Below are 20059 nucleotides of genomic sequence, written 5' to 3' on the forward strand. Positions count from 1 at the left end.
CGGTCTTGGGGCGCCAGTTTGAAGGTCGAAGATCACTATCCGTGCGCCGACAGGAAGGCATTCAGTCGGGTCGAGACGGCTGTGGGGTCCTCGAGCCACGGGAAATGTCCCGCCTCGGGGATGGTGGCGAGCGTGGCACCGGGGAGGATGTCGAGGAGTCTTCGGGTGTTGGCCAGTGGTCGTGGGTCTTGCTCACCATGGATTATCAGAGTCGGAGCGGTCACCTTCGCGGCGAGCGTGGTCGCGTCGGGCAGGCCGGACGCAAGTGCTCGGTTGGCCTGCCAGTTGATCTCAAAGGGGGCCGACGCAGCGGCCCTCGCCCACACCTCGGCCCTCGACGGGTCGGCATAGTCCGGTAGCCAGCACAGCATGCGGAACTCGACTTCCTCCTCCCAGCTCCGCTTCCGGCGCTCCAGCTCATCACGGCGTTCCTGCTGTCCGGCGGTGAGGCGGTTGGCGACTTCTGCGTGGTACGGCGCCCGCCACGCCGTCCCCGGCCCAACCCCGCCGCAGTAGATCACCGCCTGCACGTGTTCGGGATATGTCCAGGCGTATGCGAGGACGAGAGTGGCTCCCCACGAGTGGCCAAAGACCGTCCATCGGTCATAACCCCAGTGTCGACGTAGGGCATCGAGGTCGGCGAGTGCCCGGTCGAGCCTGTAGTCATGCGGTCCGGTCGAGCGGCCGCAGCCTCGCTGGTCGTACCGATGGACATGATGGGCCGGATCCAACATGGCTGAAATCGGGCCGAGGTAGTCCCAGAGCCCGGGCCCTCCATGGCAGAGGACAACGGGCGATCCACCGGCGGGTCCGGAACTCAGTGTCCAGAGACGCGCGCCGTCGTCGACCGTCACCGCGCACTCCCCGGTCTCGCCCACCGGCACAGACTCCAGGGATGGGAACCTGCGGTCAAGCGTGGCTGGCACGAGTGTGCTGGGCGAGAAGACAGCGTGACCGCTTGGCTGTACGGATGGCTGCACTCGCGACCGCCGACTGGACGTTGGCCCGGTACACCGGCCGCCGGCAGCGGGCCGGAGCCGTCGCCCTCATCTCCCTGGTCGGCACCCAGCTCGGCCAGACCATCCTGGCCGGCGGCACCAGCCCGGCAGTGCTGGCGTCCACGGCGGCGTCGCTGGGAGTGCTGGTCGTGGTGGTGCAGACGCCGGGGCTGAGTCAGTTCTTCGGCTGCACGCCGCTCGGCCCGGTGGGCTGGACCATCGGCGCCGGATCGGCGCTCGGTGCCACCTTCGCCAACGGCGCGCTCACCAAACTGGTGGAGCACCTTCCGTCGGCACGACCCGACCTCGCGCAGCCCACTCCCGGGACCGAGGGGACGGCCACGGACGGCTGACGCTTGAGCGGGACCGGCTGGGGTACCGGAGCCGGGGGAGGTGGGCACGATGGCCGAGCATCCACAGGTGACGTTCATCGGCACCGCGACGACAGTGCTGCGGATCGGCGGGTTCACCCTGCTGACCGATCCGAACTTCCTGCACCGCGGTCAGCGGGCGTACCTCGGAAAGGGTCTGTGGTCGCGCCGACGCACGGACCCTGCGCTGCGGATCTCCCAGCTTCCCCACCTGGACGCCGTGGTCCTGTCCCACCTGCACGGCGACCACTTCGACCGGGTGGCCCGCCGGGAGCTGGACCGGGAGCTGCCCATCGTCACCACGCCCGCCGCCGAACGCAAGCTGCGCCGCTGGGGCTTCCACGCCGCCGAGGGCCTGCCGACCTGGTCGTCACGAGAGCTGCACCGCGACGGTACGACCCTGCGGCTGACCTCGATGCCCGGCAAGCACGGCCCCGGCGCGCTGGACCGGCTGCTGCCTGACGTGATGGGCACGATGATCGACGTGGAACGCGGCGGGCGGCGCGAGTTCCGGCTGTCTTCCGCTCCCCGCTGGCGCACTTCGTCGACGAGGCCCGCCGCCGGGGCTGGGTCAAGCAGGTACGCACCCTCGCGCGCGGCGAGACCGCGTCGCTCGCCCCGCCCTCCTGAACGGCGGATCCGGCGAGCGGGTGGGATTGGCAGTGGGCCGGGCACCCTCATTGATCTCGCTGACTAGCCTGACGCCATGCCGTCGTTCTTGGCCAATGGAACTCGTCCGAAGGCCTGGCCGGCCCTACCGCTGGCGCTGCTGGTGCCGTGCAGCCTGCTGGTACTGATCGGTGTCACCGACGACCGCGAGCCGCCCCCACCGGCCGGCGTGCTGATGCCGGCGACGGTGGTCGCGGTGGAACCGGCCCAGACCGCCCAAGGCCCCTACGTGCTGGTACGCGTCGACACGGCCGACGGGCCGACCACCTGCGGCATCTACGAGCGGTCGTTCCCCGAGCGGCGGCTACCCCCGCTGTACCAGCGACTGACAGTCGACTACACCCCGGCCAGCTGCATGCCGATGCCGGTCAACACCGAGCTGCCCCGAGGCGTGATCGTCGCCATGGGGGCCACTGGGTTGACGGCGTCGCTCTTCTGGCTCTGGGCCGGTCCGCGCTTTCAGCGCTTGGACCGCCGGCGGCGCTCCCGCTTCTGACGCCCTCCGTCACCGCTCTTCGGCACGGAACGGGTCCCGGGCCGGCCCCTGTTCGGCCCAACACAGACCACCGCGAAACTCCACGCCCGGTATGCCGTCACCGAGCTGGCTGATGTCCACCACAGCCGCCAGGGAGGTGGCGAGGTCCGACCGTAGTTCCTCGACGGCCGTCTCGAGATCGTCCGCCTCTTCGGACCAGTCGATGTCGGCCGCACGCAGGTCGGCGATCGCGTGACCGGTGACCGCTGCGGGGTCGGTGACGACCACCTCGACCCGACAGTAGATGTGCACGGTGACGGAGGTTGGTTGCTCATCCATCCACGGATCATGACAAGTGCGCTGCCCGACCCGACAGGCAATTGCCGAAGCGGTCAGTGAGCGAGCCTTCCGGGGCCTCGCCAATCCCCAGACGACGGTAATATCCCCAGTCTTTGATCTACAACGGGGAGGAAGATCCACATGCGATGGAAGATCCCGGCCGGCGTGGCAATAGCGCTGGCCTTTATGGTTCCGGCGGCACCGGCGGTGGCGCAGACCGGGTCGCCCGGGCTCAACGAAACCTGCCAGACGGTCGAGCGCAAGACGTACAAGGACATCCGCGAGCTCTTCACCATCGACCTGGACACCGCCACCACCACCCAGCTCCGGGTGCTGACGGCCCAGATCCTGTACGCCGCGAACACCGAGTCCCTGCCCACCCTGCCTGACGTCATTCAGAAGAAACTCGATGGCAGCTCGGACGATCTCCGCGCATTCCTCAAGAAGGACGTGCAGACCGTCTGGTCGGTGAATCTGCGGGTCAAGGTGGACCAGACGTTGACCGGCGCCGGCCCCAAGGTGAAGAAGGCCGCGCAGACGACGCTCGACGACGCGACCACCGATGGCTACCTGGCTTACCTGAACGAGGGCCTGTACGCCGCGCGTGCGCTCGACTGCGCGTCGCAGCCCACCCCGACGCCGACGACGACGGCCTCGTCGCAGCCCACTCCGACTCCGAGCGCCACGACGACCGTCACTCCGACCGCGGCCACCTCCACGAGCCCGGTCGCTGCCGGCGGCGAGGGCGGCGGACTGCCGCTGACCGGTGCCGACACCGCGACCGTGGCCGGCATCGGCGGTGCGCTCCTGCTCGTCGGTGGCGCGAGCTTCGTGCTCGCACGGCGACGCCGCTCCCGCTTCGTGGCGTAGCTCGATCTGACGCGCCCGGTCCGACACTTCGTCGGGCCGGGCGCGTTGGCGTTCAACGACGTCATGCTGGTTGGTCAGGAGTCCGTTCCGCGGTGACGCGGGAGTCGCCGGCTCAGATCGTTGACAGCGCAGCAGCTCGACGCTCGGCGTGTCATGCCGCTCATGCGGGGCGCGGGGCCGAGGGGGAAGTGATGGTGGAGCCCAGGGGACTCGAACCCCTAACCCCTGCCTTGCAAAGGCAGTGCTCTGCCAGTTGAGCTAGGGCCCCGTGAGCGGCGGCGGCGGTGCGTCGCTCGCCGCCGGCCGGACGTCAGCGCAGGTCGGGCGCGGTGGTCGCCTCGTGCCACAGGGCACGCTCGTCGTTGGCGGCCTTGACCTTGTTGAAGACGACGGCAGCCACGCCGACGACGCCGGCCAGGATCAGCAGCTTCTTGAACATGGGGCGACCCCTCGCGCTCGACTAGCGTCGGACGATGTGCGGTGGGGCTAGATGGAATCGAACCATCGACCTCAGAGTTATCAGCTCTGCGCTCTAACCGACTGAGCTATAGCCCCGCGTTGCGACGAGCAAGATTAACCCATCCGCTCTGCCGGCCCCAAATCGGGGTCCGAACCTGCGAGCCGGGCCGTCGCCGCCTGCAAAACCTAACCGAGTACGGGGCGCCGGAGCGACCGCATTCCGCGGTGCCCCGGCGCCCCGGTCACACTCAGTCCCGCTCGGCGAGCGTCAGCTCGATCCCGCCGACCAGGTCGGCGCAGACGTTGTAGACGAATGCTCCCAGCGTGGCCAGCGCGGTGAACAGCACCACGTTGACCAGGCCGATCAGCGCCGAGCTGAGGATCACGCCCTTGGCGGTGATCTGGAACCCGTTGGTGCTCTGCCCACCGCCCGCGTTGACCAGGTCGCTGAGGCTGTCGTTGACGCTCTGGAACACGCCCATCGCGTCCAGCGCCAGGTAGAGCACCGACGTGGCGACCACCACGACGATGAACAGCACCACCGAGACGGCGAACGCGAACTTCATCACGGACCAGGGGTCGATCCGCTTGAGGTTCAGCCGGGCCCGGCGCGGTCCGCGGGACGCCGCCGAGCTGACCGAGGTACGCGCGGCGCGTACCGCCTCACCCACGCGAGCGGCCCCGACGGCCGACGCGTTGCCGATCCCCGGCGGCAGGCCACCACCGCTCGCGGGGCGACCGCCAGCGGCCGTACGCCCCGAGTCGGGCTGGGTCATGCCCGGCGTGATCCGCGGCTGGGTGCCGGTGGCCCCGGTCGATGTCGCCTGACCGGGCCGGGTGTTGATCGGCTGGGTGGTCGTCGGCCGAGCCGGAGTCGGGGCGGCCGCCGCGGGGGCCACCCCGGCGGACGTCGGTGCCTCGACAGCCGACGTCTCGGCCTTGGCGTCGCCCGATCCCCCGTCCTCGCCGGGCTGCTCCGGCGGAGGTGTCATGCCGGGAGCCCGGGTGAATTTCGGGGCAGGCGCGTCGGCGGGAACCGTGGCCCGGCCCACGGCCGCGCGGCCGGTCGCTGGTGTGCCGCCCTTGGCGGCCTCCTCGTCGACCGGGTTGGCCGAGGTCCCCGTGTTCCCCGACTTCGCCTGTGTCTCCGTCATTCAACTAGTCCTGTTCGTCAGGCTCGTCGGCATTGCGAGCAATCGCCACGATAGTCACGCCGTCCGGGAGGTCCATCAGCTTGACCCCCATTGTGTTCCGGTCACGCGTACGGCGTACAGGCTTCACCGGAGTCCGGATGACACCACCGTTGCTGGTGATCGCGAACAACTCGTCGTCTGGGTCGATCACCACGGCACCGACCAGACCACCGCGCCGTTCGGTGATCTTCGCAGTCAGCACGCCCTTACCTCCCCGGCCCTGCACCGGGTATTCCTCGATCGGGGTACGTTTCGCGTATCCCCCGTTCGTGGCCACCAGGACGTCCAAACCGTCCCGAACGACCTCCATGGCGAGCAGGACGTCGTCGTCCGTGAAGCGCATGCCGATCACGCCCGAGGTGGCCCGGCCCATCGGCCGCAGCGCCTCGTCGGAGGCGTTGAACCGGATCGCCTGCGCCTTCTTGGAGACCAGCAGCAGGTCGTTCTCCGGCGCCACCAGCGCAGCACCGACCAGCTCGTCCTCATCGCGCAGGTTGATCGCGATGATTCCGCCGGAACGGTTGGAGTCGAACTCCTCGAGCCGCGTCTTCTTCACCAGGCCGTTCTTCGTGGCCAGTACCAGATAGGGGGCTACCTGGTAGTTCGGGATTTCGATGATCTGCGCGATCTGCTCGTCGGGTAGGAAGGCGAGCAGATTGGCCACGTGTTGGCCCTTGGCTACCCTACTGGCCTCCGGCAACTCGTACGCCTTGGCCCGGTACACCCGACCCTTGTTCGTGAAGAACAGGATCCAGTCGTGCGTCGAGCATACGAAGAAGTGGCTCACTATGTCGTCCTGCCGCAGCGTGGCGCCACTGACGCCCTTGCCGCCGCGCCGCTGCGAGCGGTACAGATCGACCTTGGTCCGCTTGGCGTACCCCGTCCGGGTGATCGTGACGACCACGTCCTCCCGGGCGATGAGGTCCTCCATCGAGACCTCGCCGTCGAACGGAATGATCTGCGTACGCCGCTCGTCGCCCCACTTGGCGACGATCTCGCCCAGCTCCTCCGAGACGATCCGGCGCTGCCGCTCCGGCTTGGCGAGGATGTCCTTGAGGTCGGCGATCTCGATTTCGAGCTTGGCCAGGTCGTCGACGATCCGCTGCCGCTCCAGGGCGGCGAGGCGGCGCAGCTGCATGTCCAGGATCGCGGTCGCCTGGATCTCGTCGATCTCCAGCAGCCGGATCAGGCCCTGCCGGGCGTCGTCCACGGTCGGCGAGCGCCGGATCAGGGCGATCACCTCGTCCAGCGCGTCCAGCGCCTTGCCCAGACCGCGCAGGATGTGCGCCCGCTCCTCGGCCTTGCGCAGCCGGAACGCGGTCCGCCGGCGGATCACGTCGATCTGGTGCTCGACGTAGTAGCGGATGAACTGGGCCAGGTTGAGCGTGCGCGGCACCCCGTCGACCAGCGCCAGCATGTTGGCGCCGAAGGTCTCCTGGAGCTGGGTGTGCTTGTAGAGGTTGTTCAGCACCACCTTGGCGACCGCGTCGCGCTTGAGCACCAGCACGATCCGCATGCCCGTACGCCCGGAGGACTCGTCGCGGATGTCGGCGATGCCGGCGAGCTTGCCCTCCTTGATCAGCTCAGCGATCCGCTCGGCCAGGTTGTCCGGGTTGACCTGGTAGGGCAGCTCGCTGACGACCAGGCAGGGCCGACCCCGCTTGTCCTCCTCGACCTCCACCACGGCCCGCATCCGGATCGAACCACGACCCGTGCGATACGCGTCCTGGATGGCGGTAGTGCCGACGATCAGGCCGTGGGTCGGGAAGTCCGGGCCCTTGACGATGCCGAGCAGGGCTTCGAGGGTGGTCTCCTCGTCCTCCTCAGGGTGCTCCAGGCACCACTGCACCGCCGCGCCGATCTCCCGCAGGTTGTGCGGCGGGATCTTGGTGGCCATGCCGACCGCGATGCCCTCGGAGCCGTTCACCAGCAGGTTGGGGATCCGCGACGGCAGGATCGTGGGCTCCTTGGCCCGGCCGTCGTAGTTGTCCTGCAGGTCGACAGTGTCCTCGTCGATGTCCCGCAGCATCTCCATCGCGAGGGGGTCGAGCTTGCACTCGGTGTTGTGGCTGACGAACCCGTCCGAGACGAACGAGTGGTCGTCGGTGTCCACCCGGACGCTGTAGACCGGCTGCACGCCGGCGTCCGTGATCTGCGCCACCTCGGCGTAGTAGAACCGCCCGTCGACCAACGGCTCGACCACGTCGAGCACCTCGGAGTTGGTGATCCGGGCCGCGATCTCGTCGCGGTCGCGTTCCCACCGCTCGACCCGGTCCACGTTGTGCCGGCGCAGCCAGTCCCGCTCCGTCCAGCGCTGCGCGCCGTGCTCACGGATGAAGTCGGCGACCAACGGCACGTGGTCGCTGGAGAGCGCCGTGCTGCTCGCCGGCACCTGGGCCAGCTCGGCCTCCAACTTGGCCTGCTTCCGACCGAGGAACCCGACGTGCGCGGCGAAGATTCGGGCGTCGCGACGGTTGGTCACCACGACCTTGATCTCGCCATTGTCGTAGCGGGTCTGCCGGCTGATCACACCGAACTCCAGCAGCAACTGCTGGACCTCGGCCGCCAGGCGCTCGCTGCGGGTCGAGTACGAGATCTGCATGGTGTTGCGCGGCAGCAGCGACGACGAGCCGTCACCCTCGAACAGCGCCTGGAGGAACGCCCGCTTGACCGCGGCCGGCCCCTGCCAGACGAACTCGGGAACGAACTTCGCGGCGCTACGAGCGCCCACAAGGTCGCCGAGAAGGCTCGTCCGCAGCGCGCTGAGGTCCTGCACGTCGAGTTCGTGCAGAGTGCTGCCGGAGGCGATGACCCGCTCGCTGGCGTAACGCGGACCGCCCACCGCAAGGTCGTAGGCCGCGAGAACCCGGACGAAGAACTCCCGGTCGACGTTGTTGAACCCGGCCCGGTTCGGGGAGACCCAGCCCTCGCTGACGAAAGCACCGGCGAGGACAGCAGCCTCGACGTGCTCCAGCATCGGGTAGCCGATCTCGTCCGGCACGCTGCGCTGGAGGACGACCCGGTCGCCGGGGGCGATCTCGGCGAGCAGCTTCCACAGCAGGGTCGGCACGCCGGCGACGTCCACCAGGCAGAGCACCGGGTGGTTGTGCGTGCCAGTCAGCTCGTACCCCTCGCGGGTCCGCAGCCGCAGGGTGGGGTGCTCGCCGGAGTGGAAGAACTTCGAGGCGCGGACCAGGTCGCCGTTGCGGTCGCGGACCTTCAGGTCGATGTCGGTCTCGCTGGACGGCGCGGCGTCCGCCACCATGTCCGCGATCCGCACGCTACCATCGGCAGTACGAATACGGACATTTCCCGAAATACAGTAACGCATCGCCGCAGCCGGATCATTACCCGGCGAGCCGAAGTTGCCGTTGCCGTCGACCAGTGGGTAGCGCAGCGACCAGGGCTGCGCCATCCGGACCAGCGCGTCGTAGATCGCCGAGTCGCCGTGCGGGTGGAACTGACCCATCACGTCGCCGACGACCCGGGAGCACTTCACGTAGCCGCGGTCCGGCCGGTAGCCGGAGTCGAACATCGCGTAGAGGATCTTGCGGTGGACCGGCTTGAGCCCGTCCCGGACGTCCGGCAGCGCGCGCCCGACGATCACGCTCATCGCGTAGTCGAGGTAGGAGCGCTGCATCTCCACCTCGAGGCCGACCGGCTCGATCCGGTCGTGCGCGACCACGGCGGCGAGTGCCTCGGCGGGAACCTCGGGCTCGTTCGGTGTGGACTCGGGGGAATCGGTCACTGTATACCCTTATCAGACTCAGAGTCGTTTTCGTGCTGTGGATAACGGCTGTGGATACCGACCAAGCTGTGGATAACTCTGTGGACCGGCGAACCGGCCGGGTGGTTGCCCGACCGGCCCGCCGAGGTCCGTCAGATATCCAGGAACCGCACGTCCTTGGCGTTGCGCTGGATGAACGACCGGCGCGCCTCGACGTCCTCACCCATCAGGACGCTGAACAACTCGTCCGCGGTTGCGGCGTCGTCGAGCGTGACCTGACGCAGGGTACGCGTCGCCGGGTTCATCGTGGTTTCCCACAGCTCGGGATAGTTCATCTCGCCGAGGCCCTTGAAGCGCTGGATGTCGTCCGGCTTGGCGTTCGGCTTCTTCTGCTGGCGCAGCGCGATGAGCCCGTCCCGCTCGCGGTCGGAGTAGGCGTACTGCGCGTCGTCGCCCTTCTTGTTCCACTTGATCTTGTAGAGCGGCGGAGCGGCCAGGTAGACGTGACCCAGCTCGACCAGCGGACGCATGAAGCGGAACAGCAGGGTGAGCAGCAGCGTCTGGATGTGCTGGCCGTCGACGTCCGCGTCGGCCATCAGCACCACCTTGTGGTAGCGCAGCTTCTCCATGTCGAAGTCGTCGTGGATGCCGGTGCCCAGCGCGGTGATCAGCGCCTGGACCTCGTTGTTCTTCAGGACCCGGTCGATCCGGGCCTTCTCCACGTTGAGGATCTTGCCGCGGATCGGCAGGATCGCCTGCGTGCGCGGGTCCCGACCCTGCTTGGCCGAACCACCGGCCGAGTCGCCCTCGACGATGAACACCTCGGACTCGCGCGGGTCGGTGGACTGGCAGTCGGCCAGCTTGCCCGGCATCGAGCCGGACTCCAGCAGCGACTTACGCCGGGCCAGCTTGCGCGCCTGCTGCGCGGCGATCCGGGCACGGGCCGCCTGGGACGCCTTCGTGATGATCATCTTGGCTTCGGCCGGGTTGCGGTCGAACCAGTCGACCAGCCGGTCGTTGCAGACCCGCTGCACGAAGCTCTTCACCGGGGTGTTGCCGAGCTTGGTCTTGGTCTGGCCCTCGAACTGCGGGTTGGCCAGCTTGACCGAGATGATCGCCGCGAGCCCTTCCCGGATGTCCTCGCCGGAGAGCTTCTCGTCGCCCTTGAGCAGCTTCTTGTCGGTGCCGTACCGGTTCACCACGCTGGTCAGCGCGGACCGGAAGCCCTCCTCGTGAGTGCCGCCCTCGTGGGTGTTGATCGTGTTGGCGAAGGTGTAGACCGACTCGCCGTACGACTCGTTCCACTGCATGGCGATCTCAACCGACATGCCCTCCTCCTCGGCCTCGAACTCGACCACCGTCTTGTGGATCGGGTTCTTGGAGGCGTTGAGGTGCCGGACGAAGTCGGCGATGCCGCCCTCGTAGAAGAAGGTGACCTCGCGCTGCCGGCCGTCCTCCTCCTCGGCCACCCGCTCGTCGAGCAGGTGGATGCGCAGGGCACGGTTGAGGAAGGCCATCTCCTGTAGGCGCCGGTAGATGGTCTGGAAGTCGAAGTCGACCGTCTCGAAGACGTCGGGGTCCGGCCAGAAGGAGACCGCCGAGCCGGTGCGGTCGGTGGCCTCGCCCTTCTCCAGCGGGCTCGGCTTGGAGTTGGTGTAGTGCTGCCGCCACACGGAGCCGGACTTGTGGATCTCGACGAACATCCGCGTGGAGAGTGCGTTCACGACGGAGACGCCGACGCCGTGCAGACCGCCGGAGACCGCGTACGCCTTGCCGTCGAACTTGCCGCCGGCGTGCAGGATGGTCAGCGCGACCTCGACACCCGGCTTCTTCAGCTTCGGGTGCAGGTCGACGGGGAAGCCTCGGCCGTTGTCGGTAACCCGGACGCCGCCGTCGGCGAGCAGCACCACGTCGATGGTGTCGCAGTATCCGGCCAGCGCCTCGTCGACCGCGTTGTCGACGACCTCCCAGACGAGGTGATGCAGACCGCGTTCGCCGGTGGACCCGATGTACATACCGGGCCGCTTGCGAACCGCCTCCAGCCCCTCGAGAACGGTGATCGACTCTGCGCCGTACTCCTGCTTGTCCTGCGCTGCCACCCTCGGCCACTTTCTCGCGTCGTCGGCGCCGGGAGGGCGCGTCGGGCGCGGGTTCGGCGGACAGGACGCGACGTCGACGCGTGGACCGGTGCCCGAGACCTCCGGACAGCGGGTCGAACGCGCCGGTCGCCGCGGTTGCCCGCGGATCGCGATCGGCTCAACCCGGAGTGGAGAATGATGCTGGGGCCACCGGCCCCGTCCCTCGCCCCGCACCGGGTCTTCGTCTCACTGTCAATCCTACTGTGCGCGGAGGACAGAACCACCACTCGGCACCCTCAACGAGGCGGCTGAGATGTCCGTAGCCGGCAGAACCCCATTACCCTCGACTCCCCCCACACGCCAGGCTTTGATCGGACGCGCCGCCCCCGGACGGGTTGACCCGCGCTCGGGCGGGTCGGGGGTCGCGGCCGGACCGTCCGTGCCGTACGTTTGCGGCGCCCCGGAAGCGGCCTTGATCTTTACCGGCCGGAACCGGGACGATCGACCCGATCGACCCGACACGTGCTCTCTAAGAGGTGACAGATGGGGCTGGACAACGTCGCGGTGCACTGGCCGCGGACCGGCCGCTTCTACGATCCGGTGGCGCCGGCCGAGTTCGTCGACTTCGGCGAGATCGTCGACCTGCCACGGATCTCCGCGCCGACGGCGGCGCTGGCCGAGCTGATCGCGAAGACCGGCACCGTCCGGGCGACCGCGTACACCGAGCTGGTGGATCTCCTGCTCGGCCTCGAAGGTGTGTTGTATGCCACAGACGCCGCCGCCGAGGACGAGGATCCGGTGATCGACCCGGACGGCTGCGCCTGGATCGCCGGCGGCATCGAGCGGTTCGTGGCCGGCCACCGGGAGTACGGCGAGACAATCACCTTCGACTCGGTGAGCACGGTGCTGCGGGCGCTGCTCGGCGACGGCCGGTTGGCCGAGCAGCAGCTGCGCTGGCTGGAGACCCGACTCGACGCGCTGCGCGACGAGCGCGGTGATCCGCCGCAGTGGAACTTCACCTGTGCGGAGCTGGGCGTGCTGGCGGCGTTCTACCGACGCTGCGCCGAGCGCGGCTTCGCCGTCTACGCCGACGCCTGAGCGGCCGTCCCGCTCTGCGGGGCGGCCGGGTCGCCGCCGGGCCGGTTGGCCGCCGCGATCACCTGCGTGAGCACCGCGTGCAGGTGCTGCAGGTCCTCGACGGGCAGCCCGAGGCGTTGCACGATCGCGGCCGGGATCCGCTCGGCCTGGGCGCGCAGCGCGGCACCGGTGGCGGTGAGGGTGACGGCGAGGCTGCGCTCGTCGGCGGCGTCGCGTTCCCGGCGCAGGTAGCCGGCTGCTTCGAGCCGCTTGAGCAGGGGCGACAGGGTGCCCGGGTCGAGCTGCAGCAGGCGGCTGAGGTCGCGGCCGGACAGCGGCGCGTGCTGCCACAGCGCCAGCATCACCAGGTACTGCGGGTGGGTCAGCCCCATCGGTTCCAGCAGCGGCCGGTAGACGGCCACCACGCTGCGTGCGGCGACCGACAGGGCGAAGCAGACCTGTTGCTCCAGCGCCAACGGATCGACGCCCTCCGGCTGCCCGCTCATCGGTTGCTCGCTGACTGCATGCTGACTATCGTAGCTATCGTTGGTGTGCCAATCATTGGTGTGGCAACTGATCGCGTGGAGGGACTGCGGATGAGCGAGGACGGCACGGCGAACAGGACGCCGGGCGAGGGTGGTCGCCTGATGCGGTGGACGTTCCGGAACCTCGCCGGCCCGGCCGACGGGGTCGCGGGCGCCGTGCAGGGTGGCTCGGCCGAGGCCCGCGAGGCGTGGAAACGCGACCTGGCCGAGCGCAAGCGCTACACCCAGGAGCAGCGCGAGCGCAAGCGGGCGGCCCGCGAAGCCGACCGGCGGCGCTGAGAGGGCCGGGCTCAGCCGTACGTGTCGCGCGGCCCCCGACCGCGCACCCGGCGCGGCCCCTTCTGCCAGGACGGCGCGGCCGGGCCGTGGATGTGCAGCTTGCGCACCACGTTGTGACCGACCTCCTGGGCGATCTGCTTGAGCAGCGAGCCGGCGAGCAGCCGCAGCTGGGTCGCCCAGGCCGTCGAGCGCGCCTCCACGGTCAGTTCGCCGTTCTCCAGCTTGACCGGCCGGCTGTGCTGGGCGACCTCGGCGCCGACCACCCGCTCCCAGGCGCCGAACACGGTGGCCTCGGCGGCGGGCTGCTGCCAGCCGCGCGCCTTGACCAACCGGTTCAGCACGGCGCTGAGGGGTTGCGGGTCGCGCGGGTCGGGGCCGGGGCCCGAGTAGCCACGCAGCCGCCGTCCCGAGCCGCTGGCGCCGTCCGCGCCGCTCCCGGGGGTACGCCGGGTGCGCGCCGCCGCCTGCCGGCGGGACAGCGCCGCGTCGAGCACCGCCCGGGCCAGCTCCGGCCCGGTCGCACCGTCCGCCGGCCCGCCGCCGTCGACACCGGCCGCGCCGCTTCCGGCCACGACCGGACCGCCGGCGCCGTCTCCGGTCGCTCCCGACCGTGCGGTACGCGCGTTCGCGGCCTCACCGGCCTGCCGGCCGCTGCCGGTGCGGTTGGCGCCTGACCGCCTGGCGTCCGGTTCATCCGACACGTCGTACCGTCCCCTCGCCGACCTGATAGCGGGTGCCGCGCAGCGCGGCCGGCACGTCGTCGTCCACGGCGCAGGTGACCAGCAGCTGACTCGCCCCGCCGACCAGCTCCGCCAGCCGCTCCCGGCGCCCGGTGTCCAGCTCGGCGAAGACGTCGTCGAGCACCAGGACCGGCTCGATACCGTCGGCGCGCAGCAGGTCGTACCCGGCCAGCCGCAGGGCGAGCGCGAAGGACCAGGACTCGCCGTGGCTGGCGTACCCCTTGGCGGGGAGCGGACCGAGGGACAGGGCCAGCTCGTCGCGGTGCGGGCCGACGAGGGTGGTTCCCCGTTCGATCTCGGCGGTGCGGGAGGCGGCGAGCGCGGTCGTCAGCGCCTCGGCCAGCGTGGCCCGGTCGGTGGTCGGCTCGGCCAGCTCGATCGACGGCCGGTAGGCGATACCGGCCGCGCCCCGTCCGGCGGCCACCGCGTCGTACGCCTTGGCGACGTGCGGGGTGAGCGCGGCGACCAGCTCCAGCCGCCCGGCGAGCAGCTCCGCGCCGTGCTGGGCCAGGTGGGTGTCCCAGACGGCGAGGGTGCCGAGGTCGCCGCCCCGGGAGCCGCCGGTCTTGCGGGCGAGGTACGCGGTACGCAGCAGAGCGTTGCGCTGCTTGACGACCCGCTCGTAGTCGGCCCGTACTCCCGCATAGCGGGGTTGCCGGTTGACCAGGAGGTCGTCCAGGTAGCGACGGCGCTCGGCCGGATCGCCGCGGACCAGCTCCAGGTCCTCCGGCGCGAAGAGCACCAGTCGCAGGGCGCCGAGCACGTCCCGCGCCCGGCGCGCCGGGGAGCGGCCCAGCCGCGCCCGGTTGGCCCGGCCCGGCACGATCTCCAGCTCAACGAGGAGTTCCCGGCCGTCGTGGATTACCGCGCAGCGGATCACCGCCGAGGTGGCGCCCATCCGGACCAGCGGCGCGTCCGTGGCGACCCGGTGCGAATCCAGGGTCGCCACGTAGCCGAGCGCCTCGACGAGATTGGTCTTGCCGACGCCGTTGGCGCCGATCAGGACGTTCGCCCCCGGCTGGAGGTCGACGGCGACCCGCTCGTACGAGCGGAAGTCGACCAGTTCCAGCCGCTGGACGTACACAGGGTGTGGATACCGCTCAGCGCTTGTGGACGGCGTGGCCACCGAACTGCTGGCGCAGCGCGGCGACGGCCTTCATGGCGGGTGAGTCGTCCTGCCGGGAGGCGAACCGGGCGAACAGGGAGGCGGTGATGACGTTCAGCGGGACGGCGAGACGGACCGCCTCGTCGACGGTCCAGCGACCCTCGCCGGTGTCCTCGGTGTAGCCGCTCAGGTCGGCCAGCTCCGGATCCTCGTCGAGGGCCCGGTCCAGCAGGTCGAGCAGCCAGGAGCGGACCACGGTGCCCTCGCGCCAGGACTTGAACACGCCCGGGACGTTGGTCACCAGCTCGGAGGCGGTCAACAGCTCGTAGCCCTCGGCGTAGGCGTGCATGAGGCCGTACTCGATGCCGTTGTGCACCATCTTCGAGTAGTGCCCGGCGCCGACGGGGCCGGCGTGCACGAAACCGAACTCACCCTCCGGCTTGAGCGCCTGGAAGATCGGCATGAGCCGGTCGACGTGCTCCTGGGCGCCGCCGACCATCAGCCCGTAGCCGTTCTGCCGGCCCCAGACGCCCCCGGAGACGCCGACGTCCACGTAGCCGATGCCGCGCTCGTTCAACCGCTCGGCCCGGGGGGCGTCGTCGCTGAAGCGGGAGTTGCCGCCGTCGATGATGATGTCGCCCTCGCCGAGCACCCCGGCGAGTTCGTCGATCGTGGCGTCGGTGACGCCGGCGGGCACCATGACCCAGACCGCCCGCGGCGATTCCAGCTTCTGCGCCAGCTCGGCGAGGCTTGCCGCGTCGCTCAGCTGCGGGTTGTGATCGAAACCGACCACCTCGTGGCCGGCAGCCCGCAACCGCTCGCGCATGTTGCCGCCCATCCGGCCGAGTCCTACCAGGCCGAGCTGCATTTGTTCCTACCTCCGTGGATCTGGGTGTTGCTGGGCGCGATCAGCGAGACACGCGGATCGGCATGATGAGGTACCGATACCCCGGAATGGTCTCGCCATCCTCGCCGGCGGGTGAGATCACCGCGGGTTTGAAGGCGTCGACGAACGACAGCACGGCGGTCTGCGAGCCCAGGTTCGCCAGGCCGTCGATGAGGTACTGCGGGTTGAAGCCGATGGTCAGCGCGTCACCGGTGAAGGTGGCCTCCATCGCCTCGCTCGCCCGTGCCTCCTCGGAGCCGCCGGCCTCGACCACCAGCCCGTCGGCGCTGAAGCTGAGCAGCACCGGGGTGGTGCGCTCGGCCACCAGGGCGACCCGCTTGACGACCTCGATCAGGGTGCTGACCGACACCCGGGCCTCGGCGTTGTGGGTGGCCGGGAAGAGCGAGCGCACCGGCGGGTAGTTGGCGCCGTCGAGCAGCCGGCTGGTGGTGCGACGGGTGCCGCCGGCGAGGCCGACCATGCCCTCGCCCGCCGCGCCCTGAGCGAGGGCGAGGGTGACCTCGCCGCCCAGCGGGCCGAGCGCCTTGGCGGTGTCGTTCAGGGTGCGGGCCGGGACCAGGGCGTTGATGCTGACCTCGGGGTCGTCGGGCCGCCACTGGATCTCGCGCAACGCCAGCCGGTACCGGTCGGTGGCGAGCATCGACAGCGTGTTGCCGGAGAGCTCGACGCGGACGCCGGTCATCATCGGCAGCGTCTCGTCCCGGCCGGCGGCGATGGCCACCTGGGAGACCGCTGTGGCGAACGCCGCGGCGTCGACGGTGCCGGCGCTCTGCGGCATCTCGGGCAGGGCGGGGTAGTCCTCCACCGGCATGGTGGGCAGGGTGAACCGGGCGCTGCCGCAGACCAGTTCGAGGTGGGCGCCGACCGCAGCGATGTCGACCGGCTTGGCCGGCAACGCTTTGGTGATCTCGGCGAGCAGGCGACCGGAGACCAGCGCGGCGCCGTCGGCGTCACCCTGCACCTCGACGGTCACCTGACTGGAAACCTCGTAGTCGAAGCCGGAGACCCGCAGGTTGCCGTCGGTGACGCGGAGCATCACCCCGGCGAGCACCGGTACGGATGGCCGGTTCGGCAGGCTCTTCGCGGTCCACGCCACGGCCTCGGCGAGCGCGTCGCGCTCCACTCGGAACTTCATCAATGCCTCCGCGTCGACGTCAGCGACAACTCTCTCATGCCGACCGCTGCCTACCGTCCCGCCCGACCGTGCGGGTACCCATCGCACCTTAGGGCGCAGGGACATCGGCTGTGCGCCCGACCCCGTGGATCGTGTCGATGCTGACCGGCCTGTCCGGCAGCATTCGGCCCGATCCACAGAAAGCCCAACGGTGATGATTGATTTTTGTTCTCTTAGAAGAGATAACCCATCGTCTTCATCGCACCTGTGCAAACTGTGGAGAACTCGGGTCTGCGCAGCTCAGACAGGTTATCCACCGGTGAGTTGGCTGTGGAGAACCGGGGGTACAACTGCCTCGGGTGTCCACAGCCCGGCGACGACGGCCGGTTGTCCACCGTTGTCCACCGGTTGTCCACCGGTAATCCACCGACTTTCTCCCCATGCCTGTGGACGACCGAGAAGATCACCATTGCCGTTGTCCCCAGAACCTTCAACAGCTCGTACACAGGTCGACGATCATCGGTGGACAACCTCGTCGTTGTCCCCAGCCGTCCACAGCGTCGTACACAGGGTTTCTCCACAGCCTGTGGGTAACTGGCGGAGGACGGACCGTAGTTATCCACCGACGGTGGATAACGAGCTGTGGACAACGAGTGAGTATCAAGGTGGACACGGCGTCGATCCTGTGGTCTGCACCATGTCGAGGGTCAAGCCGAAGCCGCCCGGGAGGCGAGCCGAGGCCCGCCGGAGTCGAAAAAAAGAACGCCCGGCCGGATCTCCGGCCGGGCGTGTCCGCCGCGTCGTGCGACGTATCCCTCAGGTGTTCTGCTTGATTCGGTTGGTCAGCTCGGCGATCTGGTTGTAGAGCGAACGCCGCTCGGCCATCTGCTGGCGGATCTTGCGGTCCGCGTGCATGACCGTGGTGTGGTCCCGGCCGCCGAACGCCTGCCCGATCCGGGGCAGCGACAACTCGGTCAGCTCCCGACACAGGTACATGGCCACCTGGCGGGCGTTGACCAGCACCCGGGAGCGGGACTGGCCGCGCAGGTCCTCCAGGCTCACCCCGAAGTAGTCGGCCGTGGAGACCATGATCTGGTCCGCCGTGATCTCCGGGCCGGCGCCGTCCGGGATGAAGTCCCGCAGCACCTCCTCGGCCAGCGACAGCTCGACGGTCGACCGCGTCAGGCTCGCGAACGCGGTCACCCGGATCAGCGCGCCCTCCAGCTCCCGGATCGAGTTCGACACCCGGGAGGCGATGAACTCCAGCACGTCCGGCGGGGCGTACAGCCGCTCCTGCGCCGCCTTCTTCTGCAGGATCGCGATCCGCGTCTCCAGATCCGGCGGCTGGATGTCAGCGAGCAGGCCCCACTCGAAGCGCGTCCGCAGCCGGTCCTCCAGCGTGGCCAACTGCTTCGGCGACCGGTCCGAGGTGATGACGATCTGCTTGTTGGCGTTGTGCAGGGTGTTGAAGGTGTGGAAGAACTCCTCCTGCGTACGCTCGCGGTTCTCCAGGAACTGGATGTCGTCGATCAGCAGGATGTCGACGTCGCGGTAGCGCCGCTGGAACGCGCTGGTCTTGTCGTCCCGCAGCGAGTTGATGAAGTCGTTGGTGAACTCCTCGGTCGAGACGTACCGCACCGACCGGGCGTTGCCGAGCGTCGTGGCGTAGTGCCCGATGGCGTGCAGCAGGTGCGTCTTGCCCAACCCAGAGCTGCCGTAGATGAACAGCGGGTTGTACGCCTTCGCCGGCGACTCGGCCACCGCCACGCTCGCCGCGTGGGCGAACCGGTTGGACGAGCCGATGACGAACGTCTCGAACATGTACTTCGGGTTCAGCCGGTTGCCGCCGGTGTCGGTGCCGGGCAGTCGGCGGTCGTCGCGGCCGCCCGCGCGGTGTTCCATCCCACTGCGGCCCGGACCGCTGTCCGTCGCACCGTCACGGGGCAGCGAACGGATCACGTGCTGGTCCCGGGGGGACGCGGCGTCCTCGCGGTAGCGGGGCTCGTAGGGCCGGGTGTCGGGGCCGGGCGGGTCGAGGCGGGCCGCCTGTTCGTCGTACCCGCGCCGCTCGGGCGCCGGTCGGGGCGACCGCATCGGCTCCACGAAGGCCGCGCTGAAGAGGGCCTCCTGCCCGTCCCGGCTGGCGGGGATCAGGCCGGACCGGTGCCCGTCGACGGCCGACGCGGGAGGCGGACCCGCCGGCGCCGGCGGTACGGCGCTCGCGGGTGGGCGCTGCTGCTCACCAATTGCCTCGTCGGCCACACCTCGCCCGGTGTACTCGTCGCCGAGCGGGGCGGACGGCGGATCCTCGACGTCGAGCAGCCCCGGCTCGGGGGTGCTGCGGTAGACGGTGCCGGCCGGGCGCCCGGTGGCGTCCTCGGCCACCCGCACGGTCACGGCCACCTGGATCGGCCGGCCGAGCCGGCGGGTCAGCGCCTCGGTGATCGCCGGGCGGAGCCGCGACTCGATCACGTCCCGGGTGAACGCGTCCGGTACGGAGAGCAGCGCGGTGTCCTCGACGATCGCCCGGAGCCGGGTCAGCCGGAGGTAGGCACGTTGCTGGGCAGAGATGATCTCGTCGGCGAGCTCGTCGGTCGCCGCCAACCACACCGCGGCAAGGTCGGTCGTACCGGCCACCGTCGTGCCACCCCCTCGCCTCTGCTCCCGGCCGCCGCTGTCTGCCAGCCGGCCGTCCCGGGCCCGCCGCGTGCGCGGGTGGAACAACACCCACCCGGACAGCTGACCAGCGGTCGTCCACAGGTTATCCACAGCCTGTGTACCGACCGATTGTGGCCGCCCGCCGGGCGCGGGTGGGACCTGCCCCCTGCCTGGACGTGCGCTGAAGCGGGTTCACCGTGCCGAACGATTCACCAGCGTGTCCGGTCTTGCCTGCGCGCGACGACCGGAGCTTCCGACGCTCACCGCAATCGGGCACGGTAACAGCGTTGTCCCTGCCCCATCAACCGGCGACGCGGCAGCGGCCTTGTCGGCATCAGCGAAAACCGCCCCTTCGGTCCCGGGCGCGTCCCGATGTCCCCCGCTGTGGGTGTTTGACGGTCATTGCACCCCTGCGTAGGCTGGAGCGGCTGCTCTCTCGTCCTCTGCTAGGGTGA

General features: G+C 69.7%; 17 protein-coding genes, 2 tRNA genes and 1 pseudogene. 6 read left to right on the plus strand and 14 right to left on the minus strand.

Annotated elements, in window-relative coordinates; translation table 11 throughout:
- Positions 1–35 precede the first annotated feature (35 nt).
- Positions 36–854, minus strand: a complete 819-nt coding sequence (locus tag ACFYPR_RS15360; RefSeq protein WP_387260471.1) for an alpha/beta fold hydrolase — start codon at positions 852–854, stop codon at positions 36–38.
- A gap of 107 nt (positions 855–961) precedes the next feature.
- On the opposite strand from ACFYPR_RS15360, the pseudogene ACFYPR_RS15365 reads away from it, so the two are divergent.
- The 3 genes and pseudogenes from ACFYPR_RS15365 to ACFYPR_RS15375 all read left to right on the plus strand — a co-directional run.
- A pseudogene (locus tag ACFYPR_RS15365) lies at positions 962–1351 on the plus strand (cation transporting ATPase C-terminal domain-containing protein); the annotation flags it as partial.
- A gap of 49 nt (positions 1352–1400) precedes the next feature.
- A complete protein-coding gene (locus ACFYPR_RS15370) occupies positions 1401–2066 on the plus strand; it encodes an MBL fold metallo-hydrolase (RefSeq protein WP_387260472.1) in 666 nt (221 codons plus the stop codon).
- A 9-nt stretch (positions 2067–2075) separates the two neighbouring features.
- On the plus strand, positions 2076–2534 hold the full coding sequence (locus ACFYPR_RS15375; protein WP_387180826.1) for a hypothetical protein: 459 nt from the start codon (positions 2076–2078) through the stop codon (positions 2532–2534).
- A 9-nt stretch (positions 2535–2543) separates the two neighbouring features.
- On the opposite strand, the gene ACFYPR_RS15380 is transcribed toward ACFYPR_RS15375, so the two are convergent.
- Entirely contained in the window at positions 2544–2852 is a 309-nt protein-coding gene (locus ACFYPR_RS15380) for a hypothetical protein (protein ID WP_354854856.1), read from the minus strand.
- Positions 2853–2993: 141 nt separating this feature from the next.
- Here ACFYPR_RS15380 and ACFYPR_RS15385 point away from each other — a divergent pair, with 141 nt between their 5' ends.
- Entirely contained in the window at positions 2994–3722 is a 729-nt protein-coding gene (locus ACFYPR_RS15385) for an LPXTG cell wall anchor domain-containing protein (protein ID WP_354854855.1), read from the plus strand.
- Positions 3723–3914: 192 nt separating this feature from the next.
- Here ACFYPR_RS15385 and ACFYPR_RS15390 read toward each other — a convergent pair.
- The 6 genes from ACFYPR_RS15390 to gyrB all read right to left on the minus strand — a co-directional run bounded on the left by ACFYPR_RS15390 (position 3915) and on the right by gyrB (position 11200).
- A tRNA-Ala gene (locus ACFYPR_RS15390) sits at positions 3915–3990 on the minus strand.
- 42 nt (positions 3991–4032) lie between these two features.
- Complete coding sequence (locus tag ACFYPR_RS15395; RefSeq protein WP_007453934.1) at positions 4033–4161, minus strand: DLW-39 family protein; 129 nt, start codon at positions 4159–4161, stop codon at positions 4033–4035.
- A gap of 42 nt (positions 4162–4203) precedes the next feature.
- A tRNA-Ile gene (locus ACFYPR_RS15400) sits at positions 4204–4277 on the minus strand.
- A gap of 152 nt (positions 4278–4429) precedes the next feature.
- The gene (locus tag ACFYPR_RS15405) at positions 4430–5335 is read right to left on the minus strand and encodes a DUF3566 domain-containing protein (RefSeq protein WP_354854853.1); all 906 of its coding nucleotides are present in this window, start codon (positions 5333–5335) and stop codon (positions 4430–4432) included.
- Positions 5336–5339: 4 nt separating this feature from the next.
- Positions 5340–9122, minus strand: coding sequence for an intein-containing DNA gyrase subunit A (gene gyrA, locus ACFYPR_RS15410; RefSeq protein ID WP_387180821.1), 3783 nt, complete (start codon positions 9120–9122; stop codon positions 5340–5342).
- A 131-nt stretch (positions 9123–9253) separates the two neighbouring features.
- A complete protein-coding gene (gene gyrB / locus ACFYPR_RS15415; protein ID WP_354854851.1) occupies positions 9254–11200 on the minus strand; it encodes a DNA topoisomerase (ATP-hydrolyzing) subunit B in 1947 nt (648 codons plus the stop codon).
- 522 nt (positions 11201–11722) lie between these two features.
- Between gyrB and ACFYPR_RS15420 the strand changes: the two genes are divergently transcribed.
- Complete coding sequence (locus ACFYPR_RS15420; RefSeq protein WP_387260474.1) at positions 11723–12277, plus strand: hypothetical protein; 555 nt, start codon at positions 11723–11725, stop codon at positions 12275–12277.
- On the opposite strand, the gene ACFYPR_RS15425 is transcribed toward ACFYPR_RS15420, so the two are convergent.
- A complete protein-coding gene (locus ACFYPR_RS15425; protein ID WP_387260476.1) occupies positions 12262–12762 on the minus strand; it encodes a MarR family winged helix-turn-helix transcriptional regulator in 501 nt (166 codons plus the stop codon). The genes ACFYPR_RS15420 and ACFYPR_RS15425 overlap by 16 nt on opposite strands.
- A 90-nt stretch (positions 12763–12852) precedes the next feature.
- Between ACFYPR_RS15425 and ACFYPR_RS15430 the strand changes: the two genes are divergently transcribed.
- On the plus strand, positions 12853–13080 hold the full coding sequence (locus ACFYPR_RS15430) for a hypothetical protein (RefSeq protein WP_354854848.1): 228 nt from the start codon (positions 12853–12855) through the stop codon (positions 13078–13080).
- An 11-nt stretch (positions 13081–13091) separates the two neighbouring features.
- Here ACFYPR_RS15430 and ACFYPR_RS15435 read toward each other — a convergent pair whose 3' ends face one another.
- The 5 genes from ACFYPR_RS15435 to dnaA all read right to left on the minus strand — a co-directional run bounded on the left by ACFYPR_RS15435 (position 13092) and on the right by dnaA (position 19715).
- Positions 13092–13652, minus strand: a complete 561-nt coding sequence (locus tag ACFYPR_RS15435) for a DciA family protein (protein ID WP_354855010.1) — start codon at positions 13650–13652, stop codon at positions 13092–13094.
- Positions 13653–13770: 118 nt separating this feature from the next.
- The gene (gene recF, locus ACFYPR_RS15440) at positions 13771–14904 is read right to left on the minus strand and encodes a DNA replication/repair protein RecF (protein WP_355133905.1); all 1134 of its coding nucleotides are present in this window, start codon (positions 14902–14904) and stop codon (positions 13771–13773) included.
- 16 nt (positions 14905–14920) lie between these two features.
- Positions 14921–15793, minus strand: coding sequence for a phosphogluconate dehydrogenase (NAD(+)-dependent, decarboxylating) (gene gnd / locus ACFYPR_RS15445; protein WP_354854844.1), 873 nt, complete (start codon positions 15791–15793; stop codon positions 14921–14923).
- Positions 15794–15833: 40 nt separating this feature from the next.
- Positions 15834–16967 (minus strand): DNA polymerase III subunit beta, encoded by a 1134-nt coding sequence (gene dnaN, locus ACFYPR_RS15450; RefSeq protein WP_354854842.1) that lies wholly within the window; start codon positions 16965–16967, stop codon positions 15834–15836.
- A gap of 795 nt (positions 16968–17762) precedes the next feature.
- The gene (gene dnaA, locus ACFYPR_RS15455; protein WP_387260479.1) at positions 17763–19715 is read right to left on the minus strand and encodes a chromosomal replication initiator protein DnaA; all 1953 of its coding nucleotides are present in this window, start codon (positions 19713–19715) and stop codon (positions 17763–17765) included.
- Between the last annotated feature and the right edge of the window lie 344 nt (positions 19716–20059).

Source organism: Micromonospora sp. NPDC005254, from assembly GCF_042872525.1.
Taxonomy (GTDB): domain Bacteria; phylum Actinomycetota; class Actinomycetes; order Mycobacteriales; family Micromonosporaceae; genus Micromonospora.